The organism is Alitiscatomonas aceti (assembly GCF_025567195.1).
GTDB lineage: Bacteria > Bacillota > Clostridia > Lachnospirales > Lachnospiraceae > Alitiscatomonas > Alitiscatomonas aceti.
Genome location: NZ_JAOQJF010000009.1, coordinates 33,402 through 52,010, shown reverse-complemented (window position 1 = coordinate 52,010; position 18,609 = coordinate 33,402). Strand labels below are relative to the sequence as shown.

Genomic DNA, 18,609 nt, shown 5'->3' with positions numbered 1-18,609 from the left:
GCTCTCCGTCCCTATCTGGTGGTGCTGCCAAAGCCGCCGTTTCTTTCCTCCGTCGTCTCGTCATCCACGGTGATCCCATATTCCAGGAAGATCCCCTGGGCAAAGCCCGTTCCTTCCTTTACCTCCAGACGCTTTCCCTCCCGGCTGTCGTTGGTCAGCTTGATCTGGATATGCCCCTCATTGTCGGAGCCATAATAATCACTGTCGATGATCCCCACCGTATTATTCAGCTGTAAACGGTATTTAAAGCCCAGACCGCTCCTGGGATAGATCTTAAGGACCCAGCCGTCGTCGATCCTGGCCCGGATCCCGGTGAGGATCCTGGTGCACTGGCCCGGATCCAGGGAAAAGCCTGCGGGGGCAAAAAAATCGTATCCGGCGGAACCGGCGGTGGCGCGGCGGGGAAGGCGGATGGAATCATAGATCTCCTGGATCCGGTCCTCGCTGTCATCGGGATGCTCTGACTGCCAGTCGGTGAGAAACTGTTTAAAGGATATTTTTTCAAATTTTGCGATTCTTTTCATTATTCTGAAATTTTCTCCTGTCTGATATTTTATGACCATTCAAGCAGCCCCCGCCTGCGGCAGGGGCCTCCTCCGGACCATGGATGGATCGGGGGAAATCCGTGCTGGATTCTACTATATCAAGTTTGAGGGGGGATTTCAATGGGGAATATTTTTTCTCATGTCCGCATGGGACGCGCCGCCCCGCTCTCGGGGATCTGCACTGGGTTTCGGAGCCGTTGAGGCTTATAGAAGTCCCTGGGATATGGACCGCGGCTCCTGCAAATGTGCATCTCCCGGAGAGCGGGGCGGCGCTGGCGGCTGGCGGAAATTAAAAGTACCCGCGCACAGATCTCATGCCTCTGTACGCGGGTGCTTGTATAACTACCGTTTCTTATGGTTCCAGTCTATTTTCCTGCAAAGTTCCTGCAGATCTTCACTAACATATCGCCGCTGCCTACGTTGTAGCCGCTGCATGCGTAAACGGCGTTAAGCTCCTTTGTGGTAACGATGATCAGAGGAAGCTTCTCCGGGTCCACATACATTCTGCGGGCCAGTGTCTCCACATTGGGAACGAAGGTGTCGTAGAGAACACGGATCCTTGGGAAGGTGCTGAGGACCTTGGTCAGCTTGGCGTTTTCCAGGGCTGCCTTGTCTTTTACCATAAAGATGATATCGGCGGGCAGATTCTGGAAGTCGGCCTCCTGCTCCAGCATCTCGTTTAAGATATGCTCCGTGGGCTCCTTACCCTGCTCTAACCACATGAGCACAGCCGGGTTCTTTGTGAGCTCGCTGCCCTTGACCGTATTGCCGTTTTCATCGGATACCTTGAACTCGTCCAGGGTAAAATTATCCAGCATGTCGGCCAGATCTGCATGGTATTTCTCCAGCTTCACAGTCTTTGTCTCGCCCTCGCCCACCACGAAGATGTACCGGCTGGCGAAGATGTTTCCGTTGGGAAGACGGTTGTCGGTGATGACCTTGTACTGGCCGGCAGGAACGGAGATCTTCAGCTCATTGCCGTCCCATTTTTCATTTTCCAGATCCAGGGTCTGGTATCCGCCGTCCACAAGCTGGCTCACAGAAAAGTCCGGGAAGTATGCCCAGTTCTCGCCCTCTCCCTTCTGGAAGACGATGGTGCTGCCCCCCTTGTCCAGGATCTCCACCGGAACGAAGCGGCCGTCCTCATAGACCTCTGCCAGCTCGTTGATGGGGTTCACTCTGGATACGATGCCCAGGGCGCGGCAGATGGCCACAAACAGGATCTTTTTGGAGCGCTGGTTTCCGTTCTTTACGGTTAAAGCTCCCACGGGACGGGTCACGATCTGACCGTACTCGATATCCGGGTTGAAGGCGATCTCTTTATTGATATACTCCCATACGGATCTGGGATCCTTACGGAAGGCAGCCTTTTCTTCCTCTGTAAAGAAGTCCAGGATGAACTGGCGGTTCTTTCTTAAGGGCTCGTTGAACACACGCGGGCATACCACATACTGGTAGAACAGCTCCTCATCCTCAAAGGTATAATCCTTTGTAAGGGCCAGGGCCTCTTTTAATACATCTGTATCCACGTCTCTTCTGTCCTTTTTGGAAAGAGTCAGAAGCAGCTTCTCTTTTGCGTGGGCAGAGAAGGTCTCATCCTCTAAAAACTCCTCCAGACGGGTCACATTGCTGCGGCTCTCAAACAGAAGCTCGTAGATCTCCTGGCTGTAACCGTATTTGTCCACAATGGCCTTCGCCTTATCTGCATCAAACATGGCGGCCACTCTGGCCTCACGCTTTTTATTGGCAGCGTCAGTCTTCTTCATGCCCAGCTCTTTCTGTTCCTCTGTGGGCTTTGCGCCGTTGACGATCTGGTCCTTGGGTGCAATGGAAACAAAGTGCTCCCATGTATCATAATTCACCGGCTCATTCTTTAAAACGATCTCCACTGTATCCACATCCGGAGTATAGACCAGACGCTCGCAGAATACATCGTCCTTCTTTACATGGATATGCATGGTTCCCAGGCCGCAGGTCAGGCCGCAGCAGCCGTTTTCGTCGGTATCCATGATGGCAGCATCAAAGAAGCTGGAATAGTTTAAGATTCCAAAGCCCACCTGGGCGCCCTGTACCGGCTTCCCGGCCTCGTCCTTTACGCAGACCTTCAGATATTTTGTAACTGCATATAATTTCAGGTTATTCAGGAAAGAAGCCATTCCCACCTTGGAGATGATCTCCTCCCCGCTGATCTCGCCGAAGCAGCGGCTGTGGATCAGCATGGCGCGGCTGGCAGCGTTGGTGAACCAGCCCTTATTTAATACCTCCTCCGGCTCACAGGCTCCAAGGAAGTGCCATGCGCCATCGCAGTAGACCTCCACCCAGGCATGGTTGTCGTCACAGTGGGCCCAGCGCGGTGTGTAGATCTGTCTGGCAGGAATACCGATGGCACGGTATACGTTTACGCCGAAGGCGGATTCCTCGCCGCAGCGACCGTATGCAGAATAATATGCTCCCAGTGCGGAGATGGTACGGCTGTCGGTGGCCTGGTACATTACATTTTCTGCGTTCCAGTAGTTGGCCTCGATGATGGCGTCATGCATGGAAAGGCTGTTGACACGGTCTGCCAGCAGTCCATAGAAGAATTTACGGCAGTCACAGAGCTCTTCCTCGTTGACACGCACATGAAGCACATAGTTTAAGAAAATGTCCTCCGGAAGATCCTTTGCAAAGGGGGAATTTTCCCTTAAGAACACTCCATGCTCTGCGCAGGACTGGAAGATCTCAAAATCGTAGTTGGCCAGGTCGCTTAAAGGGCTGTTGGCATAGATCCATTTGATGGCGGCGATCACATCAGCGCTTTCCGTCTTTTCTGCCTGTGCCAGTCTGGAGAGGATTTCTTCTCTTTTCTTCTCTCCTGCTTTTTCTAACAGGCGGCTGAACTTTTCTTCCGCCGCTTTCATTGCTTTTTCTGTAAACATCATAGAGTTCTCTCCTGTCTTTTGGTTTTATACAAGGGAAAAGGCAAGTCCATTTCCAAAAGAACCTGCCTTTCCCTTCTGCCCTCCGGGGATCTTATTTACCAAAGGAATGCACGATCTGGGCGCACTCTCTGAATTCCTGTTCGTCTGTCTCCCAGATCTCATACTCGGAAAGGGTGGGAAGTCCCATGGCAACCGTACTCTTTCTGTACTTCATGCCGCTGTCTAAGGCTCCCTTTCTTCCTGTGGTATGGAAAACTACGATTCCAGTATGGTCATGGACTTCCTGGATGTTCCATTTTTTAACACCACAGCCAGCCATGATGTCGATCCGGCCTGCGGCAGCCGCATACACGTCCTTTAACAGATCCTTACCGGCAACCACGTCACTCTGCTGTCCGGATGTAAGGATCGTCTTACAGCCCAGCTCAATGGCCTTTTCCAGTGTCTCCATGGGATCTCTGGTCATATCGAAGGCACGATGAAGCGTAACATCCATACCGCCTGCGCAGTCCATCATCCGTTTCATCTTCTCCATATCCAGGTCTCCGTCGGGAGTTAAAGCGCCGATCACAACGCCGTTGGCTCCCAGGAGACGGAACATGCGGATCTCGTCGCACATTAATTCCATTTCCTTCTCTGTATAGAGGAAGTCGCCAAAACGGGGACGGATCAGGATATTTGCTTTGATATGGTCGCAGTCCTCCATTACCTGGCGGAATACGAACGGGGACGGTGTGCAGCCGCCGATGGCTAAGTGAGCACAAAGCTCAAGTCTGTCAGCGCCGCCCTTCCATGCGTTGACGCAGGACTGGTAGGAATCCACACATGCTTCAATTAACGGTTTATTCATTTTATCAGTCTCCTTGTTTCTCTGAATTTACCATCCTATTTCTTATAGAGATGACATGCAACAAAGTGGCCCGGCTCGACCTCAACTCTCTCCGGTCTCTGCTCTAAGCACTCCGGTCTGCATTTCTTACACCGGGCGGCAAAGGGACAGCCCTTGGGAAGGTTGATGGTGGACGGGATATCTCCCTCCAGGATGATCCTCTCCTTATGCAGCGTCGGATCCGGGATCGGAACTGCGGAAAGAAGAGCCTCTGTATAAGGATGCAGCGGAGTCTTGTACAGCATTTCCTTGGGAGCGGTCTCCACAACGAAGCCCAGGTACATAACGGCGATACGGTCAGAGATCATCTCCACAACGGAAAGGTCATGGGAGATAAATACATATGTCAGCTTGTACTCTTCCTGGAGCTTATGGAGAAGGTTTAATACCTGTGCCTGGATGGAAACGTCCAGAGCGGAGATCGGCTCGTCGGCGATCACCAGATGGGGGTTTACCGTAAGGGCACGGGCAATTCCGATCCTCTGCTTCTGTCCGCCGGAGAACTCATGAGGATAACGGCTGGCATGCTTATCGCTCAGACCAACGATCTTTAACAGATTGTTTACGATCTTTGCCCTCTCCTCTGCACTCATATCCGTATGGATCAGGAGCGGCTCCTCGATCAGCTCAGAAACTCTCATACGGGGATTCAAGCTTCCCGCCGGGTCCTGGAAAATCATCTGCATATCCTTACGGATGGGACGCATCTCATCCTGGGAGATATGGGAGATCTCTTTTCCCTGGAACCAGATCTCGCCGGAATCCGGGATCAGAAGATGGTTGATCAGACGTCCGGTGGTGGACTTACCACAGCCGGACTCGCCTACGATGGAGAAGGTCTCACCTTCGTAAACGTCAAAACTTACGTCATTTACGGCATGAACGAACTTTGTCGGCCTGCCTAACAGAGATTTTCCCACTGGGAAAGTCTTAGATACATTTTTTAATGAAAGAATTACGTTCTTTTCCATAATCTGTTTCCTTACCCTTCCTGTGTCCGCCAGCATCTGCACTTCTGGTCTTCACTGATATCCAAAAGCTCTGGTTCCTGCTCTCTGCACTTGTCGGTTGCATACTTGCAGCGCGGTGCAAAACGGCAGCCAGTCGGCATGGAAGCCAGATCCGGTACGCTGCCCGGGATGCTGGGAAGCACTTTTACGCCCGAACCTAACTTCGGCACGGAAGCGATCAGTCCCTGGGTATAGGGATGGGACGGAGTGGCAAACAGCTTCTCCACCGGCGCCATCTCCACGATCTTTCCGGCATACATAACGATCACGCGGGTACACATCTCTGCCACAACGCCCAGGTCATGGGTGATCAGCAGGATACTGGAGCCGTCCTCCTTCTGGAGCTTTTTCATCAGGTCCAGGATCTGGGCCTGGATGGTCACGTCCAGGGCGGTGGTGGGCTCATCGGCGATCAGGAGCTCCGGGTTGTTGCTGAGGGCCATGGCGATCATGACACGCTGGCTCATACCGCCGGATAACTGGTGCGGGTAGTTCTTTAATACCCGGGCCGGATCAGGGATACCGACCTTCTTTAACATATCTGCCGCATGGGCCAGAGCCTGCTCCTTGGTCATATCCTGGTGCAGGCGGATGGTCTCGATCATCTGTTTATCGATCCGCATGGACGGGTTCAATGCGGACATGGGCTCCTGGAAGATCATGCTCATCTTACCGCCGCGGATGTCGCGGATCTGGGTGTCGCTGGCTTCCACCAGGTTGACGCCGTCCAGCGTAGCTGAACCGTTGGTGACCTTACCGGGAGTATCCTTTAATAACTGCATGATCGATAAAGACGTAACGCTCTTTCCGCATCCGGACTCTCCCACCAGACCCAGGACCTCTCCGCGGTACATATCGAAGGAAACGTCCTTGATCGCAGTCACACTGCTGGTCTTACTGGAGAAAAATTCTGTGCGTAAGTCTTTTACGCTGAGTAATACTTCTTGTGACATATTGGCTCCTTTCCTATTTCCCTCTCTTACTTGATCTTCGGGTCAAGAGTATCTCTTAATCCATCGCCGAACAGGTTGAATGCAAGAACTGTGATGAAGATCACAAGACCCGGCAGGTAAACCATGTGCGGTGCGGTGCTCAGGTAGCTTCGGCCCAGGGAAAGCATTGCGCCCCACTCCGGGTCAGCAATGTTTGCGCCGAAACCGAGGAAACTTAAGGAAGATGCTGCCATGATGGCAGAACCGATTCTCATGGTGAAGTTTACGATCAGGGACTGGAGCGTACCCGGGAAGATATGGACAAACAGGATACGTCCGTCCTTACATCCAAGGCTCCGGGCCACCTCTACATAGAGGGAGCCTTTCACGGCCAGGGTCGCACTTCGCATGATACGGGCAAAGCTGGGGACCGTAAATACGGCCACAGCGATGAATACGTTGACGATGCCAGGGCCCAGAAGAGCTACGATGGCGATGGCAAGCAGGATATCCGGGAAGCTGAATAATACGTCAGCTCCGCGCATTACCAGCATCTCGATCCAGCCGCCGTAGTAGCCGGCCAGAAGTCCCAGGACCGTACCCAGGGCAGCGCCCACGATAACGGAGGACAGGGATACGCCAAGTGTAAGGGGCGTACCTGCTAAAATACGGCTGAAGATATCGCGGCCGTACTGGTCCGTACCAAATAAGTGGCTGGCGCTGGGGCCTGCCAGGATATTGTCATAGTCGTATGCTTCCGGCGCATAGGGGGCAAGGCTCGGTCCGAAGAGAGCCATGAGCAGAAGGAAGCACATTACGAAGAAGGCGGCCACTGCGGTCTTCCTCTTCATGAATTTTTTGATAAATTCTTTTGTTTTATTAGTTTTGACGCTGACGTTCTCGTCAATATAATTTTCCTCAAAAGAGGTATCGGTTTTCACCTGTTCATTCTGTGTGTTTGGCATAATATCCTCCTGCTTGCTGTTAATCGAGGCGGATCTTCGGGTTGATCACGCCGTATAATACGTCAACCACCAGGTTGATGAGAACGTACTGGAGGGCAAAGATCATTAAAAGTCCCTGGATCACCGGATAGTCACGGAATGAGATGGAGTCTACCAGAAGACGGCCCATTCCGGGGATGGAGAAGATGTTCTCCGTGATAACGGAACCGGATAACAGTCCGCCGATCTGAAGGCCAAGGATCGTAACGACCTGGATCAGAGAGTTCTTGAACGCATGGCGGAACATAACGATGGACTCCTTCTGTCCTTTGGCGCGGGCAGTACGGACATAATCCTCTCTTAAGGTCTCAAGCATGGAGGAACGGGAATATCTGGCAAGGGTAGCCATGATACCTGTACCCATTACTAAAGACGGCAGCACCAGGCTCTTCCAGGACTCCAGGCCTGCGGACGGGAGCATGCCCATCTTTACAGAGAAGAACTGGATTCCCATAAGTCCCAGCCAGAAACCAGGGGCAGAAAGTCCGCAGATGGCTAAGAACATACCGCCCAGGTCCACCCAGGTCCCACGCTTAATGGCACACATAACGCCAATAAAGATACCTAAAAACGGAGCCCATACAAGGCCTGCACATACTAACTGGATGGTGAACTGGAATCTGGACCAGATCAGCTCAGTTACCGGGATATTGGACTTTAAGGAACGGCCCATATCGCCTTTGAATAAGCCGATCATATAGTCTGCATACTGCTTTAAGAGCGGATCGTTCAGCCCGAATTCTTCACGGATGGCTTCGATCTCTTCCGGTGTCGCCTCGACGCCTGCCAGAGTCCTGGCCGGATCGCCGGGGATCAGATGGATAAACATAAACACAAAAATGGAAATAATTAACATTAAGGGAATCGTTTCCAATAAACGTCTAGCTATATAGCGCCCCATTGAATACCTCCTGATGAAAACGGAGCAGTTTTAGCTGCTCCGTTTCCGATTAAATATTATTCGTGATCCAGACCAACTGTTCTGAATACCATTGTTCCGCCGGGTTTATACTGAAGTCCGGTCACGTAGGTCTTATAAGCATTGATGGTGTTATCGTTGCCTAAGAAGATCCACGGGCACTCTTCCCATGCGATTGCCTGGGCCTTGGCATAAGCCTCTGCAATCTGGGCATCATCGGTCATCTTTAACGCGTCATCCAGGAGCTGGTTGAATTCTTCGTTATTCCAGAATGCAGTGTTGTAGCCTTCCGGCGGGAACTTCTCGCCGTGAAGGATATTTCTCATGGAACCGTCAGCCTCGTAAGAACCGGAAGCCCAGTTTACATACCACATCTGAACGGTTGTATCCTCAAGCGGCGCGCTTGTCTTTTCTGCGTTGGCAGTGGACTCGTTGGGAAGTACCTTTACATTGACATTGATCTGGGACAGCTGCTGCTGTACAAACACAGCGCCCTTCTGCTCGATGGTGGTGTTATCAACGATCAGCTCTACGTCAAAGCCATCTTCAAATCCAGCTTCTTTCATAAGGGCCTTTGCCTTTTCCAGATCCGGCTTGTACGGAGTCTGCTCAGCATAGAAGCGGATAGAATCGGAGAAAATGGAGGTGGGCTCTTTTGCATAGCCGTTGAATACGACCTTTGCGTATGCCTCACTGTCAAATGCATAGTTGAATGCCTGACGGACTCTCTTGTCCGCAAACGGCTTTCTTCCGTCCGGAAGGGCCCACTCGGTGTTCAGAGTTACGTATCTGTATGTAGTTGCCGGTGCCACGTCGATGATGATGGACGGATCGTTTTCGATCTGGCTGACATCTGTGGTGGGTACCGGGAAAATCACGTCAGCCTCGCCAGTCTGCAGCATAGCGATACGGGCTGCATCCTCCGGAACCACCTGGAAGGTCAGGCTGTCTACGGACGGGCCTTCCTGCCAGTAGTTTTCGTTGCGCACCATCTTGGTGTAGCCGCCGTCTACTCTCTCAGAAAGTACGAACGGGCCTGTACCAGCAGAGTTCTTTGCAAGATAGTCGCTGGCGTTCTCCATAGCCATAGCCTTGGGAGAAACGATACGGAACTGGGTGATCTTGTTGATGAATGTATTGTTGGGTTCTTTTAATTTGATAGTCACCTGGTATTCGCTGTCAACCACGACATCCTCCCAGGCATTGATGGTTCTCTGGAGCGTTAAGCTGGAATCCTTCAGACCACGGTCATATACGGCTCTTACAGATTCTGCGTTGAACGGCTCGCCATCGTGGAACTTGATGCCCTCGTTTAATACGAAGGTATAGGACTTACCGTCCTCGGATACGGACCACTCCTTTGCAAGCAGCGGAACTACGTTGGTATCCTCGTCGAAGGTAAGCAGTGTCTCGTACATTTCGTTGGTGATCTGGTTGGAAACACCATTACTGGAAACGTGCGGATCCAGGTGGGTCGCGTCCGCCTGGAGTGCGATCACAATGTCATTGTCCGGAGACTTGGCTGTGGACGCTTCCTGTTTGGCTGCTTTGGATTCTTTTACTGCGGCTGCATCTGCAGTTGTTGTTTCTCCTGCGGCCTGGGCTGTGGTAGACTCTGCTGCCTTATCGCCGCCTCCACATGCGGCAAGGCTGAGAACCATAGCGCCCGCAAGAGCGATGGATACGATTTTCTTTCTCATCTTTTCTGAGCTCTCCCTTCTCATTGTATAATCCTAATACTGCCGGGCGTGCCATTACACCCGTCGGAATTACAGATTTTATTATAACGTATTTTGTTATTTTATACAAGTATTTTTAAAATTAATCCGTTCCATTCCTTATTTTTAAATGTTTTTACCAAAAATTTTTTATCATTTTTGTCTATTCTGCCTTTTCTTTTTTTTAGAATCCCAGGCCGGTTTTATTTACAAAGACATAATACAGTGGTAAAATAAACGCGGTGGTTTGAATATAAAACCTTCAGACCCCTATTATCAAAAAACTTTTTTTACAGGAGAGGTATCAGAATGAAACGAGTCTTAGTTGCAGCCATGCATCATGAATCCAACTCCTTCAACCCCATCGTTGCGGGAGAGAACGAATTCCGTGTACTCCGCGGACAGGAATTTTTTGAGAACTTCCGCGATAACGATTCCCTGACCGGCGTTGTAAAGACCTTAATGGACGCAGGCTATGAAGTGGTCCCGGCCGTTTCCTGCCGTGCTGTCCCCAATGGAGAGGTGGACTACGACTTCTACCAGGGCATAAAAAATGAAATTCTTGAGGTGGCCAGAAAGGAAAACGAGAAAAAACCGTTGGATGCCATCACCCTTTCCCTCCACGGCTCCATGCGGATCAAAAAGATCGGAGACGCTGAGGGCTATTTATTAGAGGATTTAAGAAAGCTGTTCCCGGATATCCCGATCTTCGCATCCCTGGACATGCACACTACCATGACCGAACGGATGCACAAAAACTGCAATGGCTTCGTGGGCTATAAGTGCGCGCCCCATACAGACTGCACTGAGACCGGCATCCATGCCGCAAAAATGACCATCCACGCCTTAAATGACGGCGTTCAGGCAAAATCTGCCTGGGTACGGGTCCCCATCCTCATTGCCGGAGAACAGTCCTCCACCACCGTGGAGCCCATGATCACGCTGATCAATGAACTCCGTGAAACCGAGAAAAAGGAGGGCATCATGGCCGCCTCCTATCTGATGGGCTTCCCCTGGGCCGACAACCCGGACAGCTCCGTAGCCGTTTATGTGGTTGCGGAAAACCAGGAGCTGGCAGATGCAGAGGCCCTGCGGCTGGCTGAGTTTATCTGGTCAAAAAAGGATGAATTCTGCTTCCAGACCGAGGCTCTCCATGAAAAAGAAGCCATCGACGCAGCCTTCGAGTCCATTGGAAGGGGACAGTATCCCGTATTCCTTTCCGACTCCGGAGACAACCCCACAGCCGGCTCTTCCTCGGATGTGACCGAATTCGTAAAAATGCTCATCGCCGATGACAGGGTCCTTTCTCTTCCCCATCCGGTGGCTTACGGCGGTTTTTATGATCCCGAGGCCACAAAGGCCTGCGAGGGCAAGGTAGGCCAGGAGATCACCCTGACCTTCGGTGCAAAGTTTGATACAAAGACCTCAAGCCCGGTGACCGCCACAGGGACCGTTATGAACTATGTAAAGGACTGGGACGGCTTTGGCCGCTCCAACGGCGATGTGGCCGTATTCCGCACCCACAACATCGACATTATCCTGGCTGAACAGCACATCGGCTATGCTGGCCCCAGAGTCTTCCTAGACATGGGCCTGGACCTTTCCAAGGCTCCCATGGTCGTCTGCAAGCTGGGGTATCTGGGCGATGAGCACGAGGCCTTTGCGAAAAGAGCCATCCTGGTGCTGACAAAGGGCAGCACCAACGAGGATTTAAAGACCCTCCGCTATGAGACCGTACCGCGTCCCCTGTTCCCGTTAGACAATGGCTTTGAATATGATCCCAGAAAAAATCTCCACTAAATTCCGGATCGGGATCATCGGTCCCGGCTCCATCTGTGTCACCTATGGAAACGCCCTGAAGGCTTCTGACACCGTATCCCTGGCCTGCATCTGCGGCCGGGATACGGAAAAGGGAAGGAAGACAGCGGAGAGGTTCCAGGTCCCCTACTATACGGACCAGGAGCAGATGTACCGGAACGAGGCCCTGGACGTGGTCCTCATCTGCACCCCCACCTATACCCATGAGGAGATGGTCCGGCGGGCTCTGGCCCGCCGGGTCCCTGTGATGTGTGAAAAGCCCCTGGCCCTGGATGCAGAGACGGCCCGGAGGCTGGTGGCGGAGGCAGCGGACGCAGACGTTCCCTTTATGGTCATGCAGGTGGTCCGTTTCTGGCCGGAGTACAGGGCCCTGGCCCGGCTGATCCGGAGCGGACAGCTGGGGAGGATAAAAAATGTCTACATGAGCCGTCTCTCCTCTCACCCGGACTGGACTGTCTGGCACCGGGATCCAGAAAAATCCGGCGGAGGGCTTTATGATCTCCATATCCATGAGCTTGATTTTTTATACAGTGTTTTCGGTCCGGCGGAAACGGTTTACGCCATTGGGGATAGGGAGGAGAACGGATGCTTTAACAACGTTTCCACCTGCCTGCGCTTTTCCTCGGGTGTTCCGGCAGTGGCCGAGGGCTTTATGGATATGACCGGGGATTTCCCGTTTTCCGCGTCCTTCCGGGTAAATGGCGAAAGGGCCTCTGTGGTTTATGAGAGCCGGGATGGGGCCATGACGCTTTATAAGGCGGGGAAGCCTGGAGAGGAGCTGGAGATTCCCAGATACGATCCGTACCGGGAGGAAACGGAGTATTTTGCGGACTGTGTCCGCAGTAAAAAAGAGACCGCGTTCATCCCGGGGACGGACGTGATCTCTGTTCTGGAACTATTGGATGCGGTGAAGGAATCCCTGGTTTCGGGGAAGCCGGTGAGGCTTTCGCGGGATTCTGGAAAATAAGGAAGGAGCCTGCCTGCGGCGGGCGGATCCTGCGGCATAGGTTTCCCTCCGCGGGATGGAGCGCCGGACGCTCCGCTCCGGCGGGATCAGGCGTGGAGGACCACACGGCCTTCGGCCAGGGATCGCTTCACATCAATGACTCTCTGATTGGCACTGCCCTTCCAGTGAAGGGCGGTGTCTTTTTGTTCTTCTATAAAAGGACCGTCCACCAGTACGTCTGCCAGGGGCATAAACGGAAGGTCTTTTACTTCCTCCCAAAGATAGCCGGTATAGATCCAGATGGTCTTGTCCGGGAAGGTCTCATGGATCTCTTTTATGAGAGCTCCGATCTCGTCCCGGTTGGCCATGTGGAGGGGATCGCCGCCGCTCATGGTAACGCCGGAGATGTAGGGCTGACTGAGTTCGGCAAACAGCTCCTCTCTGGCCGCATCGTCGAAGGGGATCCCGCCGCAGATATCCCAGGTGATGGGATTGTGGCAGTTCTTGCAGCCATGGCTGCAGCCTGCCACCCACAGGACGGTGCGCAGGCCGTCGCCGTTTAACATGTCGTCTTTGGTAATATTATGGTATCGCATGGGTATTTTCCTTTCTTTCCGTCCGGAGTGTGGGGGCTGCGCCTTATGGCAGAGGCTTCCCGGACACGCCTTGGTAAACAGGATCGCACGGCGGGGAACTCCTCCCGCGGGGTGCAAAGCCGTGACATTCATCATTGGGTGGGGGAATGGGAATTCCAAAAGTGGCCTTTATGGACGCCCAATGATTCATGTAGGGGCTGCGCCCTATGGCAGAGCCTTCCCGGACACGCCTTGGTAAACAGGATCGCACGGCGGGGAACTCCTCCCGCTGGACGCAAAGCCGTGACATTCATCATTGGGCGAGGGGATGGGAACTCCAAAAGTGGCCTTTATGGACGCCCAATGATTCATGTGGGGGCTGCGCCCTATGGCAGAGCCTTCCCGGCCCCTCCTTTGCGAGCAAGCTCGCACGGCGGGTCCTGGAAGGCTCTGCCGCACGGCTTTGCTGGATTACATACTTTTCCTTTCGGCGATCTCGGCCATTTTGGCGTCGTTTAGGCGGGTGTCGCCTTTGACACGGGAGTAGCTTAGGTAGCCGTTCATCCGGTCGATCTTTGTCAGGTTTTTGCTGCCGCAGACCGGGCATACGTCCATGTTCAGCTCTTCGTGGCCACAGTCGTCGCAGTAGGAAAGGGACAGGTTCACGCCCTCGTAGAAGCCCATCTTCATAGCCCGGCGCACCAGGGATTTGATGGCTTCTTTGTTATAGTCGATGGGATACTTCACATACTGGATCTTTCCTCCGTTAGAGAGCTCCCAGAACCGGTATTCCAGATTCTGCTTCTCAATGGGGGTGATATCCTCGGTCACATGGCAGTGGAAGCCGTTGCTTACGTACTCCCGGTCGGACACATTCTCCACGATCCCGTATTTTTCCCTGAACTGCTTTACCTGGAGGCCGCACAGGTTCTCCGCCGGTGTGGCATAGATGGCGTACAGGTTTCCGTCGGCCTCCTTGAATTCGTTGACCTTGTCGTTGATGTGCTGGAGCACCTCCAGGGCAAACTGGCCGTCCTCCACCAGGGACTTGCCGTTGTAAAGCTGCTGGAGCTCATTAAAGGCTGTGATCCCGAAGGATGCGGTGGCTGTTTTAAGGAGAGGCTTGATCTTATCGTGGAGGCCCAGGTGGCCGCCGTAAAAGCCGCCCTCGCAGTAAGCCAGCGGATTGGTGGAGGCCCGCATCTCGCCCAGATATGCGTAGGTGCGGATATGGATTTTCCGGATCAGCTCCAGATAGTAGTCCAGGACCTGGTAGAAATCGCGGCTCTCCTGGCGGGCCTTTGCCAGGATCATGGGCAGGTGCAGGCTTACGACGCCGATGTTGAAGCGGCCCACGAATACAGGAGAATCCTGTTCGTCCGCCGGCTCCATTCCACCTCTTTCGTACCAGGGGGACAGGAAGGCGCGGCAGCCCATGGGGCTGATGATCTTTCCATATTTCTTATACATGCTGGCAATATAGCCCTCTCCTGTCAGGGACAGCCAGTCTGGATACATGGTCCGGGAGGAGCACTCGATCCCCGCCTCAAACACATCCTCCAGCTCCTTTCCGGGGCCGTGGAGGTTTTCATCATAAAGGAATACCAGCTTCGGGAAAAGGACCGGCTTTTTATGGTCTTGCTTTCCCTGTCCCTTTCTTCTGACGTTCAGCATGGTAATAGTGGCCATTTTGGCGAACCGGCTGGTCCCGGTCCCTGCGGTCATAGTGATAAAGGGGTAATCACCGCGGCTGGAGGAAACGGAATTAAACTTGTACTCCCAGCCCTGGAAGCCCTGCTCCATGTCCCTCTGGACGTCGTTCCAGGCCACTTCCTTTGCTTTCTCCTCAGAAATGCCCAGGTCCGTATATTTTTTTATATATTTTTCATAGGACTTTTCCGCATAGGGGGCTAGGATATTTTCCACACTGGGGACTGTAAAGCCGCCGTACTGCTGGCTGGCAGCGCTTAAAACGATATCTCCGATCACGTCAAAGGCCACGTCCAGGGTCTTGGGCTCGTTATACCACAGGTTCCCCATTTCAAAGCCGCCGGTGAGCACAGTCTGCACATCAAAAAGACAGCAGTTCATGGTATCGCGGCGGGCGGACATATCATGGATATACAGATATCCGTCCCGGCAGGCCTGGAGCTCCTCCACGGTCATGAAAAATTTCTGGTACAGGGACTTATTCAGCTCGTTGAAGATCAGGCTCCTCTTGGTGGATACCAGGGCACTGTCCGTATTGCTGTTTTCCTTGTCTCCGATGTACATGATGGACTGGCTCTTTTTGTACACCTCGTCCAGCATCTGCACGAAATCCTGCTTATAGTTCCTGTAATCCCGGTAGCTCTTGGCCACCAGGGGATTGACCCGCTCCAGGGCTCCCTCCACAATGTTGTGCATCTGGGCAATGGGGATCTCGCCCACCTCCATCTGCTCTGCCTTCTCCTCTACGAACTGGCAGATAAAATTGATCTCCGCCCGGGAAAATGTGATCATAGCCCGGTTGGCGGACTTATTGACGGCCACCACCACCTTCTGTACATTAAAATCCTCCCGGGTGCCGTCTTTTTTTATGACTTTGATATCACTGCATCTCATGGTCCTGTTCCTCCTCGTTTTCTGTCGTTCCATCCAGCAGCCCGCCGGGGCCTGCCTTCAGATTCAACTCCTCCTCCACCTCTGACCGGATCTCCTCTTTCTGTTCCAGATCCATCTCCGGCAGGTTCTCCGTGGAGCTCACTCCAAATCTCCGCAGGAATTCCTCTGTGGTCGCAAACAGTGCCGGTTTTCCCGGCGCGTCCAGCCTTCCTGCCTCATAAACCAGATTATATTCAATGAGGCGGTTCACCGCATGATCCGATTTGACACCTCTTATTTTCTCAATATCCGCCTTGGTCACCGGCTGCTTATAAGCAATAATGGCCAAAGTCTCCAGGACCACGTCCGACAGCACCTGCTTTTTCGGCGCAGCAGCCACCCGGATCAGGTTTTCATAATATCCGGTCCTGGTACACATCTGATAGCTGTTTTCCAGCCGCAGCACCTGCATTCCGCAGACACTCTCCTCATAACGGGCCTTCAGCCTTTCTGCGGCAGCCTCTGCCTCCGGTTCTCCCGTTTCCAGGGCCGCAGCCAGCTGCCGGATCTCCACTGACCGGCCCATGGTAAAGAGCACGGCCTCCACAACGGCCTCCTGCTCCCTTAAATCCTCTACTCTCATCCGATTTCCTCCGCCCGGGTCCCGGTCTGGTCCCTGGTCTCCTCCGGCTCCAGGGCCTCGATCATCATATCGTCAAACAAATGCTCCTGGGTCAGATGGATCCGGCCCATTTTCATCAGCTCCAGAAGGGCCAGGAACGTGACCACGATCTCCGTCTTGTCCCTCTGGCGGCTTAGCATGCCCCGGAAGCTGAACCTCCGGTGCCTCTCAGCGTATTCCAGCACAGCCTCGATCTTTTCCTCCAGGCTCACCGGTTCCTTTTTTATGGTCCCGAAGGTACTGCGCACCGGATCGATCTTGTCTTCCCGGCGCTTCATCACGGATTCAAAGATCTTCTGGAGCTTCGACAGGGTCAGGCCGTCCAGAAGCTGGTCCAGATCCACCGGCTCCTCATACTTTTCCACCTCTCTGGGGATCGTCGGGGCCTTATAAAAGACCTTGTCTGCATCCACTTCCATGTCCTTCAGCTCCAGGGACATGTATTTATACGTCTTATACTCCAGGAGCCGTTCCACCAGTTCGGCCCGGGGATCCTCTTCCTCCCCTTCCTCACTGACCTCCCGGGGCAGCAGCATCCTGGCCTTGATATCCAAAAGTGTCGCTGCCATCACCAGGAATTCGCTGACCACATCCAGGGATTCCTCTTCCATGCAGCTTACGTATTCCAGGTACTGGTCCGTGATCTCTGCAATGGGGATATCGTAAATATTGATCTTATTTTTCTCGATCAGGTGGAGCAGCAGGTCCAGGGGACCCTCAAATTTCTCCAGCTTGTACGACAGTTCCATGTCCTCTCCTCCGCCCGGGGCTGTTGTCGGGATCCGCCTCCGGAAGCCCTCCGGCAGCCGCCGGCTATAAAAAGAGAGTCCCGCGTTCCGGAACTCTCTTCCTGGGCATTGCTAACACAGTATATCAGACTTTTCATCTGCTGTAAATAGGTTTGCCAAAAGATTATGCAACAAAATATTGTTTACGGTTTTAATTTCACCACTAGAACTTGTGGTTTATCACAGAACCGGATATTGATGGAATGGGTCCCCAGTCCCCGGCCCACCAGCATCCTGCGCCCTTTCTCATCCGTAAATTCACCGGCACAGCGGGGGTAAAAAAACTGGTATTGGGGCGTCATGACCCCTCCCAGAACGGGCAGACGGATGGTTCCGCCGTGAAAATGGCCCGAAAGGGTCAGATCCGCCCCCCAGGCCGCATATTCCTCAAAAAACACAGGAGAATGGGCCAGGAGAATGGAAAACCGTTTTTCATCTGACTTTCCCAAGGCCTTTTCCATAAATCCCGGCTCCATGAACGGCGTTCCCGGCCGGTAATACCGTTCCGGCAGGTCCACCCCGTAAAGGACCAGATCCCTGTCCAGGCATACATGGCCGTCTGAAACATGGACGACCCCCATTTTTTCCAGGGCCTCCCTGTATTCCCAGTACTTGTTTCCGTAGATCTCCGTCTTGTTTTTCATACGGAGCTCGTGGTTGCCGTTGCCGCAGTATACAGGAAATTCCCCGGCCAGGGCCTTTATAAGCCTCAGAGACGTTTCCAGTTCGCCCTTCCCCTTTGCCACCATCATGTCGCCGCCGATGAGGACAGCGTCCGGCCCTGCGGCTCTTATGGTCTCCAGCAGCCGCCGGTTGCCGGGACCAAACTCTTTATCATGAAGGTCTGTTAAAAAAACAAGGGTCCGGCCGCCTTCCGTAAGCTTCGGAGAGCAGATCTCATAGGTGTCCGTCACCAGGCAGTCCTTTTCATACTCCGAACGTCCCAGGAACAGCGCCGCGGCCGCTCCGCCAGCCAGAAGGCCGGGAATGATCCCCATGTCTCTTATTCCTTATGGTCAGAGGCGTTCTCCTGGGCCTCTGCCGCCCGGGCCTGGACTGCCTGGGCCTGGCTCTCCAGTACGCTGACGCCAAGATCAACGATTCCTGCCAGGGCCTGTCCATAGGATTTGATCTCCGGATTTTCCTTCATCAGCTGGTCCAGCACTGCCTTGATCTCACCGTGGATCAGAACGGTACAGCCAGTGGCTTTTTCTCCTGTTTTTCTGTTCTCATATTCTGCCTCTGTGACTCTGATCGGATTTTTCATATTTTTCTGTTC

General features: G+C 53.3%; 16 protein-coding genes. 2 read left to right on the top strand and 14 right to left on the bottom strand.

Annotated elements, in window-relative coordinates; genetic code table 11:
* Positions 1 to 11: 11 nt before the first annotated feature.
* From OCV69_RS06375 to OCV69_RS06340, 8 genes are all read right to left on the bottom strand, one after another.
* Positions 12 to 524, bottom strand: a complete 513-nt coding sequence (locus tag OCV69_RS06375; protein WP_158356953.1) for a dCTP deaminase/dUTPase family protein — start codon at positions 522 to 524, stop codon at positions 12 to 14.
* 386 nt (positions 525 to 910) lie between these two features.
* Complete coding sequence (locus OCV69_RS06370) at positions 911 to 3,466, bottom strand: transglutaminase domain-containing protein (RefSeq protein WP_158356952.1); 2,556 nt, start codon at positions 3,464 to 3,466, stop codon at positions 911 to 913.
* 91 nt (positions 3,467 to 3,557) lie between these two features.
* Entirely contained in the window at positions 3,558 to 4,316 is a 759-nt protein-coding gene (locus OCV69_RS06365) for a copper homeostasis protein CutC (RefSeq protein WP_158356951.1), read from the bottom strand.
* A gap of 35 nt (positions 4,317 to 4,351) precedes the next feature.
* Complete coding sequence (locus tag OCV69_RS06360; protein WP_022273290.1) at positions 4,352 to 5,326, bottom strand: ABC transporter ATP-binding protein; 975 nt, start codon at positions 5,324 to 5,326, stop codon at positions 4,352 to 4,354.
* Positions 5,327 to 5,337: 11 nt separating this feature from the next.
* Positions 5,338 to 6,318, bottom strand: coding sequence for an ABC transporter ATP-binding protein (locus tag OCV69_RS06355; RefSeq protein ID WP_158356950.1), 981 nt, complete (start codon positions 6,316 to 6,318; stop codon positions 5,338 to 5,340).
* 26 nt (positions 6,319 to 6,344) lie between these two features.
* Positions 6,345 to 7,262: an ABC transporter permease gene (locus tag OCV69_RS06350; protein ID WP_022273288.1), complete on the bottom strand. Its 918-nt coding sequence runs from the start codon at positions 7,260 to 7,262 to the stop codon at positions 6,345 to 6,347.
* A gap of 19 nt (positions 7,263 to 7,281) precedes the next feature.
* Complete coding sequence (locus OCV69_RS06345) at positions 7,282 to 8,202, bottom strand: ABC transporter permease (RefSeq protein WP_158356949.1); 921 nt, start codon at positions 8,200 to 8,202, stop codon at positions 7,282 to 7,284.
* A gap of 56 nt (positions 8,203 to 8,258) precedes the next feature.
* Complete coding sequence (locus tag OCV69_RS06340) at positions 8,259 to 9,920, bottom strand: ABC transporter substrate-binding protein (RefSeq protein WP_158356948.1); 1,662 nt, start codon at positions 9,918 to 9,920, stop codon at positions 8,259 to 8,261.
* A 327-nt stretch (positions 9,921 to 10,247) separates the two neighbouring features.
* Between OCV69_RS06340 and OCV69_RS06335 the strand changes: the two genes are divergently transcribed.
* Together OCV69_RS06335 and OCV69_RS06330 are read left to right on the top strand one after the other, a co-directional pair.
* On the top strand, positions 10,248 to 11,738 hold the full coding sequence (locus OCV69_RS06335; protein ID WP_158356947.1) for a M81 family metallopeptidase: 1,491 nt from the start codon (positions 10,248 to 10,250) through the stop codon (positions 11,736 to 11,738).
* Positions 11,713 to 12,723 carry a Gfo/Idh/MocA family protein gene (locus OCV69_RS06330; RefSeq protein WP_262563026.1) on the top strand — a complete coding sequence of 337 codons (1,011 nt, stop codon included), beginning with the start codon at positions 11,713 to 11,715 and terminating at the stop codon, positions 12,721 to 12,723. Before OCV69_RS06335 ends, OCV69_RS06330 begins: the two co-directional genes overlap by 26 nt.
* An 86-nt stretch (positions 12,724 to 12,809) precedes the next feature.
* Here OCV69_RS06330 and nrdG read toward each other — a convergent pair whose 3' ends face one another.
* The 6 genes from nrdG to OCV69_RS06300 all read right to left on the bottom strand — a co-directional run bounded on the left by nrdG (position 12,810) and on the right by OCV69_RS06300 (position 18,597).
* A complete protein-coding gene (nrdG, locus tag OCV69_RS06325; RefSeq protein ID WP_158356945.1) occupies positions 12,810 to 13,298 on the bottom strand; it encodes an anaerobic ribonucleoside-triphosphate reductase activating protein in 489 nt (162 codons plus the stop codon).
* 450 nt (positions 13,299 to 13,748) lie between these two features.
* Positions 13,749 to 15,881, bottom strand: coding sequence for an anaerobic ribonucleoside-triphosphate reductase (nrdD, locus tag OCV69_RS06320; protein ID WP_158356944.1), 2,133 nt, complete (start codon positions 15,879 to 15,881; stop codon positions 13,749 to 13,751).
* Positions 15,868 to 16,503 carry an SMC-Scp complex subunit ScpB gene (gene scpB / locus OCV69_RS06315; RefSeq protein ID WP_158356943.1) on the bottom strand — a complete coding sequence of 212 codons (636 nt, stop codon included), beginning with the start codon at positions 16,501 to 16,503 and terminating at the stop codon, positions 15,868 to 15,870. The genes nrdD and scpB overlap by 14 nt, the downstream gene beginning before the upstream one ends.
* A complete protein-coding gene (locus tag OCV69_RS06310; protein WP_022274380.1) occupies positions 16,500 to 17,291 on the bottom strand; it encodes a segregation and condensation protein A in 792 nt (263 codons plus the stop codon). The genes scpB and OCV69_RS06310 overlap by 4 nt, the downstream gene beginning before the upstream one ends.
* 182 nt (positions 17,292 to 17,473) lie before the next feature.
* Positions 17,474 to 18,328 carry a metallophosphoesterase gene (locus OCV69_RS06305; RefSeq protein WP_158356942.1) on the bottom strand — a complete coding sequence of 285 codons (855 nt, stop codon included), beginning with the start codon at positions 18,326 to 18,328 and terminating at the stop codon, positions 17,474 to 17,476.
* Positions 18,329 to 18,333: 5 nt separating this feature from the next.
* Entirely contained in the window at positions 18,334 to 18,597 is a 264-nt protein-coding gene (locus tag OCV69_RS06300; protein ID WP_022274378.1) for a hypothetical protein, read from the bottom strand.
* Positions 18,598 to 18,609 lie beyond the last annotated feature (12 nt).

What these genes read in the sequence shown, in the direction of transcription:
- OCV69_RS06335 (WP_158356947.1), top strand. Translation starts at nt 10,248, where the DNA reads ATGAAACGAGTCTTAGTTGCAGCCATGCATCATGAATCCAACTCCTTC.
- nrdG (WP_158356945.1), bottom strand. Translation starts at nt 13,298, where the DNA reads ATGCGATACCATAATATTACCAAAGACGACATGTTAAACGGCGACGGC.
- OCV69_RS06300 (WP_022274378.1), bottom strand. Translation starts at nt 18,597, where the DNA reads ATGAAAAATCCGATCAGAGTCACAGAGGCAGAATATGAGAACAGAAAA.
- scpB (WP_158356943.1), bottom strand. Translation starts at nt 16,503, where the DNA reads ATGAGAGTAGAGGATTTAAGGGAGCAGGAGGCCGTTGTGGAGGCCGTG.
- OCV69_RS06350 (WP_022273288.1), bottom strand. Translation starts at nt 7,262, where the DNA reads ATGCCAAACACACAGAATGAACAGGTGAAAACCGATACCTCTTTTGAG.
- OCV69_RS06310 (WP_022274380.1), bottom strand. Translation starts at nt 17,291, where the DNA reads ATGGAACTGTCGTACAAGCTGGAGAAATTTGAGGGTCCCCTGGACCTG.
- OCV69_RS06305 (WP_158356942.1), bottom strand. Translation starts at nt 18,328, where the DNA reads ATGGGGATCATTCCCGGCCTTCTGGCTGGCGGAGCGGCCGCGGCGCTG.
- nrdD (WP_158356944.1), bottom strand. Translation starts at nt 15,881, where the DNA reads ATGAGATGCAGTGATATCAAAGTCATAAAAAAAGACGGCACCCGGGAG.
- OCV69_RS06365 (WP_158356951.1), bottom strand. Translation starts at nt 4,316, where the DNA reads ATGAATAAACCGTTAATTGAAGCATGTGTGGATTCCTACCAGTCCTGC.
- OCV69_RS06360 (WP_022273290.1), bottom strand. Translation starts at nt 5,326, where the DNA reads ATGGAAAAGAACGTAATTCTTTCATTAAAAAATGTATCTAAGACTTTC.
- OCV69_RS06370 (WP_158356952.1), bottom strand. Translation starts at nt 3,466, where the DNA reads ATGATGTTTACAGAAAAAGCAATGAAAGCGGCGGAAGAAAAGTTCAGC.
- OCV69_RS06345 (WP_158356949.1), bottom strand. Translation starts at nt 8,202, where the DNA reads ATGGGGCGCTATATAGCTAGACGTTTATTGGAAACGATTCCCTTAATG.
- OCV69_RS06330 (WP_262563026.1), top strand. Translation starts at nt 11,713, where the DNA reads ATGATCCCAGAAAAAATCTCCACTAAATTCCGGATCGGGATCATCGGT.
- OCV69_RS06355 (WP_158356950.1), bottom strand. Translation starts at nt 6,318, where the DNA reads ATGTCACAAGAAGTATTACTCAGCGTAAAAGACTTACGCACAGAATTT.
- OCV69_RS06340 (WP_158356948.1), bottom strand. Translation starts at nt 9,920, where the DNA reads ATGAGAAAGAAAATCGTATCCATCGCTCTTGCGGGCGCTATGGTTCTC.
- OCV69_RS06375 (WP_158356953.1), bottom strand. Translation starts at nt 524, where the DNA reads ATGAAAAGAATCGCAAAATTTGAAAAAATATCCTTTAAACAGTTTCTC.